The 20,486-nt window shown below is 72.0% G+C and carries 12 protein-coding genes; 9 read left to right on the top strand and 3 right to left on the bottom strand.

Features of this window, described 5'->3' with window-relative positions; genetic code table 11:
- Window positions 1–9 precede the first annotated feature (9 nt).
- The gene (locus NUT86_RS15035; protein WP_274735701.1) at window positions 10–1,032 is read right to left on the bottom strand and encodes an alpha/beta hydrolase; all 1,023 of its coding nucleotides are present in this window, start codon (window positions 1,030–1,032) and stop codon (window positions 10–12) included.
- Window positions 1,033–1,299: 267 nt separating this feature from the next.
- Between NUT86_RS15035 and NUT86_RS15030 the strand changes: the two genes are divergently transcribed.
- The 3 genes from NUT86_RS15030 to NUT86_RS15020 all read left to right on the top strand — a co-directional run bounded on the left by NUT86_RS15030 (window position 1,300) and on the right by NUT86_RS15020 (window position 5,959).
- On the top strand, window positions 1,300–3,414 hold the full coding sequence (locus tag NUT86_RS15030; protein ID WP_274735699.1) for an FUSC family protein: 2,115 nt from the start codon (window positions 1,300–1,302) through the stop codon (window positions 3,412–3,414).
- Between the two features lie 149 nt (window positions 3,415–3,563).
- Window positions 3,564–4,643 carry a rod shape-determining protein gene (mreB, locus tag NUT86_RS15025; protein ID WP_274735697.1) on the top strand — a complete coding sequence of 360 codons (1,080 nt, stop codon included), beginning with the start codon at window positions 3,564–3,566 and terminating at the stop codon, window positions 4,641–4,643.
- Window positions 4,644–4,876: 233 nt separating this feature from the next.
- Window positions 4,877–5,959, top strand: a complete 1,083-nt coding sequence (locus tag NUT86_RS15020) for an alpha/beta fold hydrolase (protein ID WP_159488224.1) — start codon at window positions 4,877–4,879, stop codon at window positions 5,957–5,959.
- Here the strand turns inward: NUT86_RS15020 and NUT86_RS15015 are convergent.
- On the bottom strand, window positions 5,956–6,741 hold the full coding sequence (locus tag NUT86_RS15015; protein WP_274735694.1) for a TetR/AcrR family transcriptional regulator: 786 nt from the start codon (window positions 6,739–6,741) through the stop codon (window positions 5,956–5,958). The two genes, NUT86_RS15020 and NUT86_RS15015, sit on opposite strands and share 4 nt — an antisense overlap.
- Before the next feature lie 97 nt (window positions 6,742–6,838).
- Between NUT86_RS15015 and NUT86_RS15010 the strand changes: the two genes are divergently transcribed.
- Both NUT86_RS15010 and NUT86_RS15005 read left to right on the top strand, forming a co-directional pair.
- On the top strand, window positions 6,839–8,155 hold the full coding sequence (locus NUT86_RS15010) for an FAD-dependent monooxygenase (protein WP_446750762.1): 1,317 nt from the start codon (window positions 6,839–6,841) through the stop codon (window positions 8,153–8,155).
- A gap of 406 nt (window positions 8,156–8,561) precedes the next feature.
- Window positions 8,562–9,380 (top strand): IPT/TIG domain-containing protein, encoded by an 819-nt coding sequence (locus NUT86_RS15005; RefSeq protein ID WP_266443273.1) that lies wholly within the window; start codon window positions 8,562–8,564, stop codon window positions 9,378–9,380.
- A 95-nt stretch (window positions 9,381–9,475) separates the two neighbouring features.
- On the opposite strand, the gene NUT86_RS15000 is transcribed toward NUT86_RS15005, so the two are convergent.
- Complete coding sequence (locus tag NUT86_RS15000; RefSeq protein ID WP_159488226.1) at window positions 9,476–10,432, bottom strand: tyrosine-type recombinase/integrase; 957 nt, start codon at window positions 10,430–10,432, stop codon at window positions 9,476–9,478.
- A 931-nt stretch (window positions 10,433–11,363) separates the two neighbouring features.
- Here NUT86_RS15000 and NUT86_RS14995 point away from each other — a divergent pair.
- The 4 genes from NUT86_RS14995 to NUT86_RS14980 all read left to right on the top strand — a co-directional run bounded on the left by NUT86_RS14995 (window position 11,364) and on the right by NUT86_RS14980 (window position 20,261).
- Window positions 11,364–12,023 carry a hypothetical protein gene (locus NUT86_RS14995; protein WP_274735690.1) on the top strand — a complete coding sequence of 220 codons (660 nt, stop codon included), beginning with the start codon at window positions 11,364–11,366 and terminating at the stop codon, window positions 12,021–12,023.
- Between the two features lie 240 nt (window positions 12,024–12,263).
- Complete coding sequence (locus NUT86_RS14990) at window positions 12,264–12,470, top strand: DUF5988 family protein (protein ID WP_026169412.1); 207 nt, start codon at window positions 12,264–12,266, stop codon at window positions 12,468–12,470.
- A 79-nt stretch (window positions 12,471–12,549) separates the two neighbouring features.
- Window positions 12,550–13,884: a beta-ketoacyl synthase N-terminal-like domain-containing protein gene (locus tag NUT86_RS14985; protein ID WP_109889821.1), complete on the top strand. Its 1,335-nt coding sequence runs from the start codon at window positions 12,550–12,552 to the stop codon at window positions 13,882–13,884.
- Window positions 13,885–13,919: 35 nt separating this feature from the next.
- Window positions 13,920–20,261 (top strand): type I polyketide synthase, encoded by a 6,342-nt coding sequence (locus NUT86_RS14980; RefSeq protein WP_274735686.1) that lies wholly within the window; start codon window positions 13,920–13,922, stop codon window positions 20,259–20,261.
- Window positions 20,262–20,486: the final 225 nt, after the last annotated feature.

Below are 20,486 nucleotides of genomic sequence, written 5' to 3'. Positions count from 1 at the left end.
CCGGTCCCGTCAGGCGGTCGGCCCCTGCATGTGCGCACTGACCCAGCGCATCGTGCCCTCGCCCAGGCCCCGCACATAGGTCGCCGCGCTGTGGGTGCCGCCCGGCACGATCTGCAGCCGGGTGTGCACCGGGCCGTGCCCGTATTGGGCGCGGAACTTGTGCACCTTCGGCAGCACCGTGTGCTCTTGGGAGCCGTCCTGGAAGGCGAGGTAGACGTCCGGTCCGCCGCGTGCCATCAGCCGGCGGGCCAGCACCTCCGGGTTGTTGTCCCGCTTCGCCCCGGCGTGGCCCTTCCACAGAGGTGAGTCGGGCACGATGTCCGGCCCGTTGGGTATCGCCACCTTGAACGTGTCCGGGTGCTGGAGCACGTTCTTCAGCGCCGCGAACCCGCCCGAGGAGGAGCCCATGATCGCCCAGGCGTCGCGGGTCCTGAGGGTGCGGAAGTTCTGCCGGACGAGGTCGGGCACGTCCTGGCTGAGCCAGGTGCCGATCTTCGGGCGGCCCGGTATGTCACTGCCGTCGTAGTACTGCTTGTCATCGGGGTTGAGCACCGGCATGACGACGATGAACGGCAGACTGCTGCCGTTCTTCGACCACCGGGCGAGGTTCTCCTGCAGTTTGAGACCGGCGCCGATCCAGTAGTTGACGGGGTAGCCGTACGCGCCGGGCAGCGCCTCCATCACGGGGAAGCCCTTGTGCGCGTTCCGCTTCTCGTAGTACTCCGGCGGCGCCCAGACCCAGACCTTCCCGGTGAAGCCCGACTTCGGGCCGTGCAGGGTGGTCACGCCGATCGGGGTGTTCTCACCGGCCCCGCCGACCCGGCTCTCCACGTCGAAGCTGATCGGCTTCGTGGGCCACTGCACCAGCGAGCCCTTCCCCGACGGTCCGGGCCGGAGCGCGGTGTCCGCCTGGTTGCTGCCGAAGCGTATGGGGGAGGAGGCCTGGGAGGCGCCGGTGCCGCAGCCGGCCGTGGTGGCGAGGACGGTCAGGGCGATCAGCGCGATCACCGGGCGGAACAGGGCTCTGTGCACGGGTCTTTCTCCTTGCCGGACATCCGGGACTCGTCCCGGCTGCGGAGCAAGAGGGGAGGGAGGCGGCCCGCGGTTTCCCCGCCGGAGTGTCGGCTTCCTCGCACCGCCCGCCCGGAATCCGGTCATCCCCTTGGTGACCTGGGATGTTGTGCGCGCGGCGGAAGGCGGCTTTACCGGGATTTTCCTGGCGTGAAGGGGGGAACGCGGGCACACGGAGCCCGTTCCGGCCATAACGGAACCCTCGCCTCCGGCCCGTATCCTCTCGCTATGACCTGGTCGCGTGCGCTCAAGGAAGCCGCCCGCTCGGGGCTGACCATCGAGCGGACCAAGCTCACCCCACTGATCGCCATCCGCGGCTCGGTCGGCGTCGCCATCGTCATCGGGCTGTGCCTGTGGCTCGGTGACCCGGCGCTGGCGGTCTCCTCCGCGTTCGGCGCGTTCTCCTCCGGCATCGTCACCTTCCAGCGCAGCATGCGGCCGCGCCCGGTGCTCGCACTCGCCGTCGCCGGGGCGCTGGCCGTCTCCACCTTCCTCGGCTATCTGGCCGCCGCCCATGTCGTCGCCTTCGTCCTGCTCCTGGCCGGCTGGACGTTCCTGGCGGGCATGGCCTGGGCGATCGGCCCGGTCTCCGGGCTGGCCGGCACCCAGACCGTGGCGATCATGCTGGTCACCGTCACCCTGCCGACCTCCGTCCTCGGCGCGGCGGAACACGCCGCACTGATCTTCTTCGGCGGCGTCGTCCAGGCGACCCTCATCGTGGTCTTCCCGGTCCGCCCCTGGGGCGTCCAGCGCGATGCGCTCGCCGACGCCCTGGCCGCCGAGGCCGACTACGCCCGGCGGCTGCGGCACGACCCGGTCGCCCCGTTCGACCCGGCGCCCCTGATGGACGCCCGGCTCGCCTCCGCCGTGACCGCGCGTCAGGCCCGGCGCCGCCCCGTACAGCTGCACGGCCCCCGCGGCCTCGCCGAACGCGTCCGGCCGGTCCTCGCCTCCCTCGCCGACCCGGTCGTCGGCCCCCCGCTGGAAGGGCCCGAACGCGACCGGGCCCGCGACCTGCTGAGCGCCGCCGCCACCGTCCTGGACGCCGTCGCCCACGCCGTACGGCACGCCAGCCCGGTCCGGCTGCCCCCCGAGGCGATGGCCACCCTCGAAGTCCCCGCGACCGGCCCGATGCTCCACGGGGCCGCCCGCCGCTCCGCCTACCGCCTGATCTCCCTGCTCGCCGACGCCGTCGAACTCACCGATGAGCCCGTCGAGGCCACCCGCCCCACCACCGACGCCGAACGCGGCCATCTGCTGCGCCCCAGCGTCCCCAGACTGGTCCCGGGCGCCCTGCGCGCCCTGCACCGCGAGGCCCGCTGGTCCTCGCACATCCTCCGGCACGCCCTCCGCGTCGCCGCGGTCGCCGCCGCCGGCTATCTGCTGGGCACCGCCCTCCCGTTCGGCCACGGCTACTGGGCGCCGCTCGCCTCCGTCATGGTGATGCGCCCCGACTTCGCCCAGACCTACTCCCGCGGCGTCGCCCGCTTCAGCGGCACCCTCGTCGGCGTCGGCATCGCGGGGGCGCTGATGGCCGTGGCGCATCCGAGCATGTATGTCAGCGCCGCACTGGCCGTGGTCTGTGTCGCCCTGATGTATCTGCTGATGCGCACCGGCTTCTCGGTGACCTCGGCGTGTGTGGCCGCCTATGTCGTCTTCCTGCTCGGCATCGCCGGCGCCGGCTGGGAACAGACCGTCCAGGAACGCGTCGTGCTCACCCTCCTCGGCGGACTGCTCGCGATGCTCTCGTACGCGCTGTTCCCCGCCTGGGAGACCCCCAAGCTCCGCGACCGCCTCGCCGCCTGGCTGGCGGCCAACGGGCAGTACGCACTGGCCGTGTTCGACCTCTACGCCACGCCCGCCGAACGCCGCCCCCGGCAGGTCCGCGACGCCCTCCTGGACTCCCGCGCCGCCCGCGCCGCCTGGGAGGAGAGCGAGGCCCGCGCCGAGAAGGAACCCGTACGCCACCGCGGCCTCTCCCTCGCCTCGGCGAAGGCGGCCAGCACCGCCCTCGCCACCATGGGCCGGGTCACGATGATCCTGGAGGTCCACCTCCCCGAACGGGATGCCGCGTCCTCACCGGGCGCCACCGCGTTCGCCTTCGAGCTGCGCGCCTCCCTGGAGGAGGCCACCCTGGCCGTCCGGGAACGGGGCGAACTGAACTGGAGCGAGCTGCGCGCCGTATGGGAGAGGTGGGACGCGGAGGACGCGAACCGCGGTGTCGCCCTGCGCGTCGCGGATCTGCTCCTCGACGCCCTCGACGACCTGGCCGAGGCGCTGTCCAGGGAGCCGGAAACGGACAGCGGGACGGTGCCCGGGACGGAGGAGGACAGCAGCCGGTGAAATGGAGAGGAGCGGTACGGAGGGGAACCATTCCGCGTCCCCAGTAGTCTTAACAATTGCCCGCAAAGATCACCATTGGTAGCCCATGGGGTTGTCTGCAGCGCAATGCCCCAGGCCCACCTCGTCGCGAGAGAGCACACGAACTCCCCATGGCGTCCAGCACTTCGTCCGGTACGTACGACATAGGCATCGACCTCGGCACCGCCAACACCCTGGTGTACGCCCGCGGCAAGGGCGTGGTGCTGAACGAGCCGTCCGTCGTCGCGGTCAACGCCGCCGGTGACGTGATCGCCGTGGGCGTGGAGGCCAAGCGGACCATCGGGCGCACCCCGTCCGGGATCACCGCGATGCGCCCCCTGCGCGAAGGGGTCATCGCCGACTTCGACGCCGCCGAGCAGATGCTCCGCGCCCTGATGAAGAAGGCCCTGCCCAGCCGGCGCTTCTCCCGGCCGCGGGTGGTCATCTGCGTCCCCTCCGGCATCACCGGTGTCGAACGGCGCGCGGTCATCGATTCCGCCCGCGGCGCCGGCGCCCGCGAAGTGCACCTCATCGAAGAGCCGATGGCCGCCGCGATCGGCGCCGGCCTCCCGGTCGACGAGCCGGTCGGCTGCATGGTGGTGGACATCGGCGGCGGCACCACCGAGGTCGCCGTCGTCTCCATGGGCGGCCTGGTCACCGCCCAGTCCGTACGGGTCGCCGGTGACGCCCTGGACGCCGCCGTCAGCGCCTACATCAAGAAGAAGCACTCCCTGGACATCGGCGAACGCACCGCCGAGGACATCAAGATCGCGATCGGTTCGGCGGTCTGGACCCCGGTCGACGTCGACGAGGACGGCGAGCCCGAGCGCCCGTCCACCTACACGGTCCGCGGCCGCGACCACGTCAACGGCCTGCCCCGCATCCAGGAGATCACCGAGGAGGAGATCCGCGAGGCACTGGCCGAGCCGGTCGAGGCGATCGTCCGCGCCGTCCACCGCACCCTCGACGACTGCCCCCCGGAGCTCTCCGGCGACGTCGTCGAGCACGGTATCGCCCTCACCGGCGGCGGCGCCCTGCTCCGCGGCCTCGACCGACGGCTGCGCCAGGAGATGGGCGTCCCGGTCCGGGTCGCCGACGACCCCCTGGACTGTGTGGTCAACGGCACCGCCAAGTGCGTCGACGAATTCGCCAGCCTGCACGGCCTGTTGACGGGCGCGAAGGAACAGCCGAGGCGGACGGTGCGGCTGTAGGGGCCGCGGCCCGGCGGGCCTTTGCCATTCCGGCAAGAAGGGTCGCGCCCGCCGCAGGGGCAGCGCCATGATCGAGGCGGAACGGGCGGGAACGGAATCGGCCGGAACGGAACCGGCCGGAACGCGCCGGACGACGCCGGGCCATGACGACCCGTCGTCCCGCTCCTTCCACCGCCTGCCGCCCGCCGCCCACCGCCCTCATGAGCGCCGCCGTACTCGCCCCAGGAGGAAGCATGCCGCAGTCCGCCAAGACGACGCCCACACCCGCCCCGGCCCCGGGAGACCGGGCCCCGGCAGCGGGCCGGCCCTCCGCCGCGCTGCCGGCGGCGGTCCACCGCACGGTGGAGGCCCCCGCCGGCCGTATCCACCTGGTGGAGCAGGGCACCGGACCGCTCGTCCTGATGGTCCACGGATTTCCCGAGTCCTGGTACTCGTGGCGCCACCAGCTCCCCGCGCTCGCCGCGGCGGGCTACCGGGCGGTCGCCCTCGACGTCCGCGGCTACGGGCGCTCGTCGAAGCCGCGCGAGGTGGCGGCCTACCGGATGCTGGCCCATGTCGCCGACAACGTCGCCGTGGTGCGCGCCCTCGGCGAGGAGACCGCCGTCATCGCGGGCCACGACTGGGGCTCACCCATCGCCGCCAACTCGGCGCTGCTGCGGCCCGATGTCTTCACCGCCGTGGCCCTGCTGAGCGTGCCGTACGCACCCCGCGGCGCGATCCGGCCCACCGAGGCGTTCGCGCAGCTCGGCGGCGACGAGGAGTTCTACATCAACTACTTCCAGGAGCCGGGCCGGGCGGAGGCGGAGATCGAACCCGATGTCCGCAGCTGGCTCGCCGGGTTCTACGCCGGGCTCTCGGGCGATGCCGAGCCCTCGGCCGACCCGGCCGGCGCCGGCCTCTTCTCCGTGCCCCCGGGCGGAAAGCTGTCCGACCGCTTCCCCGCCGGCCCGCCCCCGCACTCCTGGCTCACCGAGGCCGATCTCGACTTCTACGCGGGCGAGTTCGAGCGGACCGGTCTGACCGGCCCGCTCAACCGCTACCGCAATGTCGACCGGGACTGGGAGGACCTCGCCGCCTGGGACGGGGCCAAGCTCGCCCAGCCCGCCCTCTTCATCGGCGGTGAACACGACGCCCCCGCCCAGTGGATGGCCGACGCCATCAAGGCGTTCCCCCACACCCTCCCCGGCCTGTCCGCCGCACACCTCCTCGACGGCTGCGGCCACTGGATCCAGCAGGAACGCCCCGAGGAGGTCAACGGGCTCCTTCTCGACTGGCTGCGCTCACTCCCCGCCACCTCCGTACGGACGGCGTCCTAGGCGACGCCCCGCGCCCGGCTCATATAGGCCGCCAGCCCGTCCAGGATCCGCTCCAGGCCGAACTCCCCGGCCTGGTCACGGGAGGCGCTGTCGGCCTCGGTGGCGGCGACGGCCGCGGCGACCGCGGGAAAGCGGTCGGCGCGGCCGGCGAGCAGTTCGTTCAGCGCCGCGCTCATGACCTGTTCGGGCTCCCTGGCCCGGGTACTGCCCAGCCCCATCGAGGACGCGACCTGGGCGATGGCCCGGATGTGGCCGCTCACCACGACCACGGCGTCGAGCTGCTCGGCGCCGGTCAGGCCGGTGTCCGTGAGCGCGGCGAGGGCGCGTTCGGTCCAGCCGAGTTCGTTGGGGCCCATGACCCGGGGGCCGACGGCCGCGCCCAGTAGCCAGGGGTGCCGGCGGTGGACCGCCGCCAGCGCGTGCGCCCAGGCCCGCAGCGCGACCCGCCACGGCTCGCCGTCGCCCCGGCCTGCGGCGTCCGGCGAGGGTGGGCTCGGCGGTTCCCCCATCGCCCGGTCGATCATCAGCGCGACCAGCTCACTCTTCCCCGGCACATAGCGGTACAAGGACATCTTGGTGAAGTCCAGCTCCGCCGCGACCCGTTGCATGGAGACCGCCCCGAGCCCGCCGGTGTCGGCGAGGCCGATGGCCGTAAGCGTGATCCGCTCCAGGTTCAGCGCCGGCTTGGGGCCCCGGCTGGGCCGCTCGCCTCCGCCCCACAGCAACGCGACGCTGCCCGCCTGATCCCCGAACACACTGCGCTTCTCGTCGTCTCCAGCCATCCCCGCATCCTAAAACTGTGTCCGGGGTACACAGAACAGTGTCCATCGGATACAGTTTCCTGTGTCAGTGCGACCGATCGACGCGGGGGAGCGTGTGATGACGTACGGAACGACAACGGGGCACCCGGGCGCAGGCGGGCCGGGCAGGGCGCGGGGGAAGCGGACGGCGCCACCGCACCCGACAGTTCTGATCTCCGGCGCCAGCGTGGCCGGCCCGGCCCTGGCCTACTGGCTGGCCCGCTACGGCTACCGGACCACCGTGGTCGAGGTGGCCCCCGCCCTGCGCGGCGGCGGCTTCGCGGTCGACTTCCGCGGCGCGGCGCATCGGACGGTCCTGGAGCGCATGGGCGTCCTGGACGACATCGGACGGCACCGCACCGGCCCCGGCACCCCCATGAGCTTCATCGACGGGCAGGGCCGCGACCTCGCCACCCTCCCGCCCGAGTTCGCCGCCGGCGAGGTCGAGATACTCCGCTCGGACCTCTCCCGTCTCCTCCACGCACACAGCCTGACCCCGCCCGACGGCGACGACGCCGTCCCGGGCACCACCCCCGAGTACGTCTTCGGCGACTCCCTCACCTCGCTCACCGAGTCCACCGACGGCGTCCATGCCACCTTCGAACGGGGCGCGCCCCGCACCTTCGACCTCGTGATCGGTGCCGACGGTCTGCACTCCACCGTGCGCCGGCTCGCCTTCGGCCCCGAGGAGCAGTTCGTCAGCCACCTCGGCTACTACTTCGCCGCATGGGACCTGCCCGCAGACGCCGGAGACCTCGGCGCCCGCCCGGTCGGCCACGGCGAACCCGGCCGGCTGGCCACGGTCGGCCGTCTGCCCCGCCGCTCCGGAGAGCCGGGCTACACCGGCGAAACCTTCTGCGTCTTCGCCTCCGAGGAGCAACTCCCCTACGACCGGCGGGACATCTTGTCCCAGAAGAAGGTGATAGCCCACGCCTACGAAGGGGCCGGCTGGCGCACACCGGAACTGATCGACACCCTGTGGGCGGCCGACGACCTCTACTTCGACTCCATCAGCCGCGCCGATGTGCCGACGTGGTCCACGGGCCGCACCGCGCTCCTCGGAGACGCCGCACACGGCGCCACCCTCGGCGGCATGGGCACCGGCGCGGCAATCGTCGGCGCCTATGTCCTCGCCGGCGAACTGGCCCTCGCCCAAGGCGACCACCGCACGGCCTTCGCCCGCTACGAACAGAAGCTGCGCCCCTATGTCACCCGCTGCCAGCAAGGCGGCCGCGCCGCCGGCGAGTTCTTCGCCCCCACCACCCAGCAGGCGATAGACGCCCGCAACACCGCCCTGAACACCCCGTCCACCGTCACCGCCATGCTGAAACAGGGCCACGACATCTCCGCGGCGATCACGTTGGACGACTATCCGGCACTGGTCGCGGAGGGGTAGGGGAAGAGGAGGGGAGGGGGAGGGGGAGGGGGTACCCCTGTGGCGAAGGCCCCCGAAGTCGTAGTGAATCCCCCGCAGTTCACGCTGGGCCGATCGGGTGCTTCGGGGTCAACGTGATTGCCCGGTGTCAACTCTTCTGGGTTACTGGTGGGGCCTGTCGGTGGGCCGTCCATCCCCCTCGGGCTTCGGTAGTCGGCCCGCCCACCAGTCCTCTTCGCTGCAGGGCTGTGAGGGACGGCCAGGAGCGCGACGGCCCCCCGCACCGCCCAGGTGTGAGCCGGCCGCTGTGCGCCCGTCTGCGTCGTCCTCCTGTACGGCCGGCTGCTGTCAGTGCTCGGGCCCGGCGTGTGCGCCATGTCTGCCACGAGCGGGCCGAGCAACGAGCTCACACAGCAGGAGGACCTTCATGACCACACCCACACTTCAATCGGCACTGCCGGCCTTGCCGTTGGCGATCGGGCCGGTGCTGCTCGGCGTGGTGCCGGCCACGGGGCCGACCGCGGGCGGCAACACCGTGCAGCTGGTCGGCCTCGGCCTGGGCGGCGCCACCAGCGTCCTCTTCGGGGGCACGTCGGCGACGATCGTCGGGCAGGACCCGCTGGGGCTGACCGTCACGGTCCTGGCCCCGGCGCACGCCGCGGGCACGGTGCAGGTCACCGTCACCAATGCCGCCGGTACCAGCAACCCGGCGTCGTACACCTATGCCGCGACGGGTGCGCCGGTGGCCGCGGCCATCAGCCCCAACGCGGGGCCGACCGCGGGCGGTACGCCGTTCGCCATCATCGGTTCGAACCTGCAGGGCGGCAGCGTCACCATCGGCGGCAACGCGGCGACCGTGCTGGGTACGGACCCCACCGGAACAGTCCTGTTCGGTGTCACTCCGGCCGGGCCTCCCGCCGGAGGCAATGTCCCGGTGGTGGTGACCACTCCGGGCGGCAGCGCGTCCGTCCCGGGCGGTTACACCTACCTGCCGCTGCCCCCGACGGTCACCGGAACGGTGACGCCGTCCTCCGGTTCCGCGGGAGCCGCCTTCACCATCGTCGGCACCAACCTCTTCGGGGCGAGCGTGCTCTTCGGGGCCACACCCGCCACCGGCGTGACGGTGAATGTGGGCGGCACCACCGTGACCGGCACGGTGCCGCCGGGCACCAGCGGGACGACGGTGCAGGTGACCGTCGTCACCCCGGCCGGCAGCGTCAACGCCGGTTCCTTCACCTACCTGTGAGGGTCCGCACCCCTGGACGACGGTCCGGGTCCCGGCGCCTGAGGTCCACCGGTCGCACCGTCCCCGGCCGGACCTAGCCGGGCAGCCCGGCACCGTCACTCCGTAGGGGGGTGCGGGAAAACGGTTCGGCCCCCGCCCGACGTACGGGCGGGGGCCGAACTCGCCGGTGGCTCCCCATGGCTCTCCGCGGAGAGGCGATGCCCGTCAGGGGGCAGATAGCGCCGGGTGTCCCCCGGGGGCCGCCCGGCGGCACCGCACAGCAGCGGCAGCGGGAGTCCGGCGTCCGCCATCCACGTCAGGCCCGTGTGGCGCAGGTCCTGGCGCCGGAGGTACTCATGACCGAGCTCGTCCACCACGTCGTCCCAGTGGGTCGCGTCCCGCAGCACCGCGGCGGTGAACCGGCTCCGGTGCGGGCCGGTGAACAGCCGGGCCGGCGGAGTGTGCCGCGCCCTCTCCAGCCGCCCGGCGGCCAGCTCCCGCGCGGCGGGGCGCAGCGGCACCACCCGGTGATGCCTGCCTCTGCACGGGCGGTCGTGCAGGCCCTCCGGCTCGGACACGGTGAAGTGCTGGACCTGCCAGGTCCAGGTGCTCGCATCGATGTCCTGGGCCTGCAGGGCGGACACCTCGCTGAAGCGGGTACCGGTCCAGGCGGCGAAGCGGACGATGTCGCCCCACCCCGCGTAGCCGTCGGAGGACCGTTGGACGAGCGCGGCCGCCAGCCGTTCCAGGGCGTCCGCGTCGGGCAGCGCCAGCGACCGCGGAGCGGTGCGTTCGGCCTGTGCGCGCTGGTACTCCTGCTGCCAGCCGGCCACCCGCGCCGGGTTGGCGTCCAGCACCCCGTCCCGGACGGCCTGTTCCAGGACGCGGACGAGGACGGCAAGGCTGTTCTTCACCGTCGACAGGCCGCATTCGTCGGCGATCCAGCAGTGCAGCGCGCGGTTGACGACCCGGCGGGTGACCTTGCGCACGAGGACGTGCCCGATGCTGGGCACGACCCGCAACCGCCACCCGGCCTGGTAGGGGGACATGGTCAGGGTTTCCAGGCCGTGCATCGCTGCCTCCCACCTCCGTTCCCCGTAGGCGGCGAGTGACATCGTGTGTGTGTCGTTCCCGGACGGAATCCGGCACACGGCGTTATCGTTCATTATCGAATCACCCTTGTCTGCTGGGAAGTTATTCGGCCGACGGAGCCGAGGGCGCGATGTGCTCGTGAGCGTGAAACCGAAGTCGAGGAATCGTGACCACATCGTGCCGTGGTCGGTGCGGTGAACTGCCGGCCCGACGGAGAGCGCATTGCAGCGCCGCTGCTGCGGAAGGGGAACGACAGCCGGCCGAGGTCGTCAATAGGCCGGGCTCCACAGCACGGACGGTCCGCGCCGACGGCCCTCCCGCGGATCACTCACCGGTACCGGAGAATTGTGGACGCACCTCCAACTCGCTTATGTGCAACGGAAGATGCGGAAACGGCGTAGGCTTTGCCGATGCCGAAGTGACTTCCATTGTCACCATCAGCGGTGGCCGGCGGCGGTCGGCTATTGACAGCGCGTCGGTTCCCGCTGTGTTCCACATACAAGAATGACAAGCGGCGAGCTTGCTGCTGCACACGGTTCTACATCGCGATCAAGCGGGAGCAGTGAGCAATCAAACGCTTCATCAGTCATGAGTGGAATAAAGGCATCTTCTAAGGCCATTGCGCAAGTTGGTACGGGTTTCCTCTTTTCGCGCTGCTCCGAACGGGTGGCCTTATCGGTTGACTGTTGTAGCCCGCCGAGCCGCATGGATAACTAGTCGCATCCAACCGGTGGGCCGCCCATCCTCTCCGGGGAGCGGCACCTGGCCTACCCGTTGGCCCGGCCCAGCGCCTGGTTGCGGTCAGACCGAGATGCCGTATGGGCGTCCCCGGTAGAGGGTTTTGGATCCGTCAGCCGGTGCCGGCACCTCGGCACCGGCTGATCGGCCCCCACATTCGGATCAGGGGGCTTCATGCGAACCATTTCCACTCTTCGCTGGGTCAACGGCGCAGGTGCCTTGATCCCGGCCCTCACCGCGACCGCACCGGAACCCGACCGGTCCGGCGGTGACCTGAATCTCCCGATTCCGATCCCGATCCCGATGCCGGGTGACGAAGCCGCGCTCGTGACCGCGGCCGGTCCGGCCCCCGCGTCCGGCACCACCACGCCGCCGCCGGCACCGCACCGTACCCACCCGTCCCACGCTCCGTACGGGAACGGCAACGGCAACGCGGACGCCGCGCTCCGGCGCACCACCGCTGCGGATTCCCCGGCGGGACGGTCCCCCCTCCCCGTCCGCGGGGAATCCGCCCGGTATTTCCGCACCGGCGGAACGGCTGGACAGGTGGGAACGGCCGGAGCGGTCCCCGCCCCCGCCCCCGGCGCCGGCCGGCGACCCGTACCGGCCGGAACCCGCTTTCGCGGTATCCGGACCGAATTCCCTTGTGCCGACGGCGATATCACCGAAACCGCTGGTGTGGAGTCCCCCATCTCCCGCTCGTGGAACGGGAATTGCGTTCTGCGCGGCGCGGGCCGCTCCCTCGACAACGGAAGCGCGACGATGACCGCCGCCCGCTTCACCGGCACCCGTCCTGCCGCGTTTATCGCGGCGGAATTCAGTAACAAGGCCTGAGCGGGCCCTCACCCCGCAGCCTGCCCCGGGCGCCGCCGGGACCGTCACGGTCACCGTTTACGCCGCGCCTTCCCCGCCGCCGACGACCTCCACGGCGCCGCCGCTCCATCCCTCATGGCCGGTACGGCAGTTGTCGCCCCGCCGTATCCGGTCCCGCAGTGATCTGCACCCGGGTCCCCCCACCTCACTCCGAAGCCTGCCCCCCACATAACCCACTGCGACAGAACACCGGAGAACAGTATGGCGAAAAGAAGAATGGTGATCCTCGTCGACGGGCCGGAGGGAAATGCCCTGCCGCAGCACCTGCACGACGATGCGGGCGATCCGATAAGGATCCTCCGGGGCAACGGGTACGAACGTTTCGAATTCTACGGCGAGTACGCGGACCTGGGCGGACAACAGGTCCCGGTCTACCGCTGGTGTTACCGCACACGAATCGCCGAGTAGGCGTTGTGCGTCCCGCAGAAGAAAGCGATGTGCAGAGGAGAACGAACATGTTGAACCTCGTGAGGGATGGAGTTCTGTCATGAACCAGCAGTCCGGGAACTCCGGAGAACGAAACAAGAGCCGCGATGTGGTGGTGACGGGTGTCGGATTCTGTCTGCCCGGCCGGACGGAGCCGGTCTTCACTGCCGACGACATGTGGGCCGTGATCTCCAACGGCCAGTCCTGCCTGAAGCGTGACGAGGTCTACTACGGATCGGTCGAGCTCACCCAGGAGATGTTCGACGAACGCCTCCCGGACGTGCCGCCGTTCTTCTCCCGCCACTACACCTCGGCGCACCGCTTCGGCCTGGTGTCGATGGCGGAAGCCACCACCGATGCCGGGCTGACGTTCTACGGCGGTGCCCTGAGCGAGGCCGCGATCCTGGTCGGGCGCGGCGGTGTCGACGCGAACATCGACAGCTATCTCTCGGTGCTGAGCGCGGACCCGGGCAAGACCAGCGCACCGGACGCCATGGAGCTGTTCGTCGCGGCCGAACAAGCCGTGACACCCTCCGACGTCGCCCTGGTCCAGGCGGCGCTGACCCAGTCCAACGGCCCCTGCTACACCGTCTCGTGCGGCTGCGCCTCGTCCGCCGTGCAGATCGGCAACGCCCGGCGGATGATCGCCCAGGGCGAGGTCGATGTCGCGGTGGTGACCGGGGTCGACGTCTTCAACGTCCACCTCATCCAGAACATCCAGCGGCTGCTGAGCGGCGCGCAGCAGACCTACGACGACCTCCGCACCACCGGAATGCCGGAGCTGCTGCCGTCCTTCAGCTCCCTCATGCGGCCCTACGACCGGCGGGCGGACTGCATCAACCACGGTGAGGGCGCCGCCACGGTGATCCTGGAAAGCCGTGAGCACGCCGCCCGGCGCGGTGCGCACATGTACGGCCAGGTGCTGGCCACCGCCATGACCCGGGACGGACTGGCCAACCCCCTCGCGTCCGACGAGACCGGCGCGGAGCTCGTCGCCGCCGTCCGCCGCTGCCTCGGCGACCGGTGGCGGATCGACGAGGTGCCGTATGTCCACGGCGGCAGCGACGGCAACATCGTCGTCACCGCCTTCGAGGCGGCCGCCATCCGGGAGCTGTACGGGCCCGACAGCGATGTGCTGATGACGTCCCAGGAAGGCTGCTTCGGTCACAACGGCGCACCGGCCGGCTGCCTGGGCGTCGCCATGACGCTGATGATGATGGAGCGGGGGCAGGTCTGCCCCACCGCCAACTGCGAGCAGCCGGCCGACGGGCTGCCCTTCGACCCCGTCCCCGGTGTGCGGCCCCGCCCGCTCGACTTCGACTACGCGCTGAGCTTCAACTACCAGGTCGGCGGCGTGAAGAACGCCATCCTCCTCGGCAGTCCGGAAGCCGTGTGACCACGGGCAGATCACCTCCCACATACGGAGACCCGATGAGCAACGACATGCACGGCTCGCCATCCGAGTCACGACCCACCCACGAGACAGAGCCCGTCGCCGTGATCGGCATGGGCTGCCGGCTTCCCGGCGACACCGATTCGCCCGCGGCGCTGTGGCGGCTGCTGGTCGACGCGCGCGACGCCGTCGGCGAGCTGCCCGCGGAGCGCCGGCGTCTGGTTCCCGAGGCCCCCGGTCCGGGGAGCCGGGCACCGACGCCCCGTCAGGGCGGCTATCTACGCGAGGTGACCGGCTTCGACGCGGCCTTCTTCGGGGTCGCGGGCGGGGAGGCCGATGTCCTGGACCCCCAGCACCGCCTGCTGCTGGAGGTCACCTGGGAGGCCCTGGAACACGCCGGCCTCCCGCCGGACCGGATGAACGGCACCCAGACGGGCGTCTTCGCCGGGATCAGCTACAGCGACTACATGGACCAACTGGCCGGTCAGCCACAAGAGTTGGAGGGGTCGATCCTGACCAACGGGCACTGTGTGGCGGCCGGCCGGATCTCGTACCTGCTCGGTCTGCAGGGGCCCTGTGTGGCGCTGGACACCGCCTGCTCCTCCTCCCTGGTGGCCGTGCACATGGCACGCCGCTCACTGGGCGCCGGTGAGTGCGATGTCGCGCTCGCCGGCGGCGTCACCCTGAGCTTCCAGCCGCGCATCACCCGCTCCTTCGCCCGTATGGGCATGCTGTCGGCCGGCGGACGCTGCCGGACCTTCGACGCCGACGCCGACGGGTTCGTGCGCGGTGAAGGCTGCGGCGTCGTGGTGCTCAAGCGCCTGACCGACGCGGTACGGGACGGCGACCGGGTGCTGGCGGTGCTGCGCGGCTCGGCCACGAACCAGGACGGCTCGTCCGAAGGCCTGGCCGCGCCGTCGGTGACCGCCCAGCGGGCCCTGTATCTGGACGCCCTCGGACAGGCCGGTGTCGACCCACGGGACGTGGGCATGGTGGAGACCCACGGCACCGGTACCCCCGTGGGGGACCCGATCGAGTTCGCCAGCCTCGCCGAGGTCTACGGCTACGGGCCGGGGAGGTGCGCCCTGACGTCGGTGAAGACCAACGTGGGGCATCTGGAACCGGCCGCCGGAGTCACCGGGCTGATCAAGAGCGTGCTGTGCCTGCAGCGCGGCACCATCCCGGCGAATCTGCACTTCCGGCGCTGGAACCCGGCCATCACCCCCGGGGGCACCCGCTTCTTCGTCCCCACCGAACTGACCGCATGGCCGCTGCGCACGGCCACACGGCTGGCCGCCGTGTCCTCCTTCGGCTTCTCGGGGACCAACGCCCATGTCGTGCTCGAACAGGCACCGGAACCGCGGCCCGCCCGCAGCCAGGAGCTCGGCCGCCCGACCCGGACGGCCTCCGATGTCTTCCTGGTGTCGGCCGGATCCCCCGACGTCCTGCCGGCCGCGGCCACCCGGCTCGCGGACTGGATGGAGGGCGACGGCGCCAACGTCCCGCTCCGCGACATCGCGCACACCCTGGCCCTGCGGCGCTGCGCGGGCCGCGGACGGATGGGCGTGGTGACCTCCGCGCGCCGCGAACTCATCGGCTCGCTGCGGGCGTTCGCGTCCGGGGAGCGGCACCCGGCGGTGGTGACCGGCGCCGTGGGCGCCGCGGTCGAGCGGCAGCCGGTGTGGGTGTTCTCCGGCCAGGGCTCCCAGTGGCCCGGCATGGGACGCGGACTGCTGAAGACCGAACCGGCCTTCCTCGACGCGCTGACCGAGCTCGACGAGCTCATCAAGGCGCAGAGCGACGTGTCCGTGCTCGATGTGGTGCGCCAGGGCAGACCCGTCCAGGGCTGCGGCACGGTGCAGCCGGTGCTGTTCGCCCTCCAGGTCGCCCTCGCCGCCACCTGGCGCTCGTACGGCGTCGAACCCGCCGCGGTGATCGGCCACTCCATGGGCGAGGTCGCGGCGGCGGTGGTGGCCGGGGCGCTGACCCTGGCCGACGGGGTCCGGGTGATCTGCCGGCGCTCCGGACTGCTGAGCGATATCGCCGGCAGCGGCAGCATGCTCAGCGTCGGCCTGGACGCCGCCACGGTCCGCGAGGAACTCGCCGGCAGCGCCGCCGACACCGTGTCGGTCGCCGTCCTCTCCGCGCCCGACTCCACCGTCGTGGCCGGACGGACCACGGAGGTGAGCCGGCTGGCCGCCGCCTGGGAGGCCCGGAAGATCCCGGTGTTCCCGATCGCGGTGGACGTCGCCTCGCACTGTCCGCTGGTGGACCCGGTGCTGCCGGCGCTGCGTTCGGCGCTGGCCTCTCTCGCTCCGCGGCAGCCCAAGGTGCCGTTCTACTCGACGGTCGTCGACCCCGGGGAGACGCCGTCCTTCGACGCCGACTACTGGTGCGACAACCTGCGCCGCCCGGTGCGGTTCGCCGAGGCGGTGGCCGCCGCGGCCGCCGACCGGCACGTGGTCTACGTCGAGATCTCCCCGCACCCCGTGGTCACCCACTCCGTCGACAGCAGTCTGGCCGGTCTCGTCACCGACCCCGTCGTCCTGCCGACGCTGCGCCGCGACGAGGACGACCAGTCCACGCTGCGGACCCAGCTCGCCGCGCTGCACTGCGCCGGGGTGCCGGTCAACTGGCGGCACCTCTACGCCGAGGGCGCGCTGGTGGACGTGCCCACCGTCACCTTCGACCGCCGCCACCACTGGGCCGACGCCCCGCAGCCCACGGCTCTCGCCGAGGCCCCCCGCGCCCAGCTGCCCGGCCACCACACCGAATTCCCCGGCGAGCCCGTGCGGCACTGCTGGCGCGCCGACGCCGGTACCGACGCACTGCCCTGGCTCGCCGACCACCGGGTGCACGGCAACGCGGTCTTCCCCGGAGCGGCCCACTGCGGTCTGGCCCTCTCGGTGGCCTGCGAGGTCTTCGGCGCGGCACCGCACGAAGTGGAGGTCACCGACGTCCACTTCAAGCAACTGCTGCGGCTGGAGGCGGACACCGAGGTCTCCACCGTCGTCACGATGACCGCACCGGACCGGGCCCAGTGCCAGATCCTCGCCCGCAACGAGAACGGCGACTGGGAGCCGCAGGCGGACGCGGTGCTGCACCGGCTGAGCGTGCGGCCCGAGCTCCGGCCCAGATCCGTCGACGAGATGGCCCTGCGCCACCCGCTGTCCGTCGACCCGGCCGATCTCTACGCCGGTCTGCGCCGGCGCGGCCTGGAACACGGCCCGGCCTTCACCGGTGTCCGCCGGCTGAACGCCGGCCGCCACAACGACAGTTTCTGGGCCGAGGTCGCGGTACCGCGCCAGGCCAGCAGTCCGCCTCCCGGGCTGCCGGTCCACCCCGTCCTCCTCGATGTCTGCGCCCAGCTCGCCGTGGCGCCGCTGATCAACGAGGAGGACCAGGCGCTGGTGCTGCCGGTGGGCATGCAGGCGCTGCGCCTCATCGGTGACCCCGCGACCGCCGTGTACTGCCACGCACACGTCAGCGAGATCACGCCGGAAGCCATCGTGGCGAACGTGCGCCTCCTGGACGACAGCGGCGCCGTGGTGCTCGTCGTCAACGGTCTGCGCTTCGCGCGGCGCGCGGCCGCCCGCGGCACCCCGGCGGTCGACGACTGGCTGCTGGAGATCGGCTGGCGCTCCACGCCCCGCGCGGCCCCGGACGGCGGCCACGCACCGGGCAGCTGGGTCATCGTGGGCGAGGCGGACGGCTCGGCCCAGGCGCTGGCCGCCGCGCTGCGCACCCGCTGCGCCCGCACGGTCGTCTGGGACCGGCCGCTCGACGACGCCTCCCTCGACACCTTCCGCGACGCGCTCACCGGGCGGCTGGCCGCCACCCTCGAAACCCCGCGCGGTGTGGTGCTGGTGTGCGGCCCCGCGGACGGCGGGGAGCCCACCGAGCAGTCCTTGCGGCGCACCCGCAGACTCCTCGGCGCCCTGCAGGCCATCACCGCCACCACGGAAACGCCCCGGCTGTACGTCGTCACGCGCGGGGCCCGCGCCGTGGTGCCGGGCGACGAGGTCGACCTCGGCCAGACCGCGCTGCGCGGACTGCTGCGGGTCGGCGCCCTGGAACACCCCGAGCTCCGGCCGGTGCTGGTGGACGCCGACCCGCACGACGCCGATCCCGAGGAGGTGTCCCTGGAACTGCTGGCGGACGCGGACGACGACGAGGTCGCCCTGCGCGCCGACGGCCGGTACGTCGCCCGCCTGGAGCACGCCGCGCCGAGCGGCGGGCAGGACGAGACGGCCACCGCCTGCACCGTGCGCTACGGGGTGGACGGATTCCGGCTGCGCGCCGGACACCTGGGCGATCTGTCGAGCCTGGAGTACGCCGTCACCGAACGGCGTGCGCCCCGGCCCGGCGAGGTCGAGGTACGGGTCACCGCCGCCGGCCTGAATTTCCGCGATGTGCTCACGGCCATGGGCCTGCTCCCCGGCGAGACGGACGTCCGCTACCGCATCGGCTTCGAATGCGCGGGTGTGGTGAGCGCGGTCGGCGACGGGGTGGAACGCCCGCAGGTCGGCGACGAGGTGATCGCGGTCGATCTGCGGGGCGGCGCGTTCGGGTCGTTCCTGACCGTGCCCGCCGACGCGGTGGCCCCCGTCCCGTTCGGCATCGAACCGGTCGTCGCGGCCGGGCTGCCGATCGCCTTCCTCACCGCCTGGTACGCGCTGCGCTCGGTCGCCCGGCTCACCGCCGGGGAGCGGGTGCTGATCCACTCCGCCACCGGCGGCACCGGTATGGCGGCGATCGCGGTGGCCCGGCTGCTGGGCGCCGAGGTGCTGGCCACGGCCGGCAGCGAGGACAAGCGCCGCTATCTGCGGGGCATGGGCATCCGCCACGTCATGGACTCCCGCACGCTGGAATTCGGCGAACGCACCCGCGAGGCGACCCACGGCGAGGGCGTGGACGTGGTCCTCAACTCGCTGTCCGGAGCGGCCATCCGGACGGGCCTGGAGACCCTGCGCCCGTTCGGCCGCTTCGTGGAGCTGGGGGTCCGCGACATCCTGGCGGACGCCCCGCTGGGCATGCTGCCGCTGCGGCACAACGTCACCCTGAGCACCGTCGACCTGATCGAGCTGCGGCGCAACCGCCCCGACACCTTCGCCACGGTGTGGCGGGAGGTCCTCGAAGCGTTCGAGGAGGGCCGGCTCAAGCCCCTGCACTGCACGGAGTATCCGCTGTCGGAGGCCACCACGGCCTTCCGCACCATGGCGGCCGCCGACCATGTCGGCAAGCTGGTGCTGACCGTGCCCGACAGCGGGGAGGCCCCCGCGGTGCTGCCCGACATGGATCTGCCCGTACAGGAGGGCGGCGCCTATATCGTCACCGGCGGGCTGCGCGGCCTGGGGCTGGCCACGGCGAAATGGCTCGCGGGCCACGGCGCCGGCCATCTCGTGCTCAACGGCCGCTCCGCCCCGTCCCCCGAAGCCGCGCAGACGCTCGCCACGGTGATCGGCAAGACCACCAAGGTGTCGGTGGTCCTCGGCGACATCGCCGAGCCGGACGTCGCCGGCCGGCTGGTGTCCACGGCGGTGGCCGACGGGTTCCGGCTGCACGGTGTGGTGCACTGCGCCATGGTGCTGGACGACGCCGTGATCGCCAACGTCGCCGAGGACCAGCTGGAGCGGGTCTGGATGCCGAAGGTCACCGGCGCGTGGCAGCTCCACCGGGCCACGGAGGGGCATCCGCTGGACTGGTTCGCGGCGTTCTCCTCGATGGCCTCGCTGCTGGGCAACCCCGGCCAGGGCTCCTACGCCGCGGCGAACTCCTGGCTCGACGGGTTCGCGGCCTGGCGCTCCGCACAGGGGATGCCGACACTGGCCGTCAACTGGGGCCCGTGGGGCGAGATCGGGGTCGCCACGGACTTCAGCGCCCGCGGCTACCGCACCATTCCCACGGACCAGGGCCTGGCGGCACTGCAGACGCTGCTGGCGCACCGGCGGGTGCAGACCGGGGTACTCCCCGGCCCGCCGGACACCTGGCTGCCGCCCGCGGGCCGGCATCTCCCCTTCTTCAGCGGGTTGTCCGGCGACGCACCGGCGGAGCAGGCCCCGGCACCGGACGACACCACCGAGGACATGCGGGCCAAGCTCACCGCCCTGCCGGCCGGTCTGGCCCGGAGGGCGGCGCTGGAGGAGCATCTGGCGGGCCATGTCCGCGATGTGCTGCGGCTGGGCAAGAGCTCTCTCGACCCGCAGACCCCGCTGAAATCCCTGGGGTTCGACTCGTTGCTGGCCATGGAGCTACGGGCCCGCATCGACCGCTCCTTCGGCCTCAGCCTCCCGCGGAACTTCGTCTGGGAGCACCCCACGCTCGCCGCCCTCGCCGCCGGTATCGCCGAGCAGCTGGGCCTGGAATTGACGGCACCATAGCCCCTTGGTTCATCGGGGCACACGACGCCCGGCGGGTCGCTCGGACCCGCCGGGCGTCGGCCTGTTCAGGTCCCCGCCGAAGCGGTAGCATTTCTTCCGCATTCTCCCGGAATTAATTTCCGGCACGGTCTCCGCGCATGCTCATCAATGGCATTACCGATAATGCGCAACCGTTTTCTTATGGTGATAGTATTTCGCGTCGGCAATATCCCCGACTGCTCCCAT

Origin of the sequence: Streptomyces sp. G7(2002) (assembly GCF_028870195.1) — a bacterium.
Lineage (GTDB): Bacteria > Actinomycetota > Actinomycetes > Streptomycetales > Streptomycetaceae > Streptomyces > Streptomyces nigrescens.
This window is presented reverse-complemented; position numbering and strand designations above follow the sequence as displayed.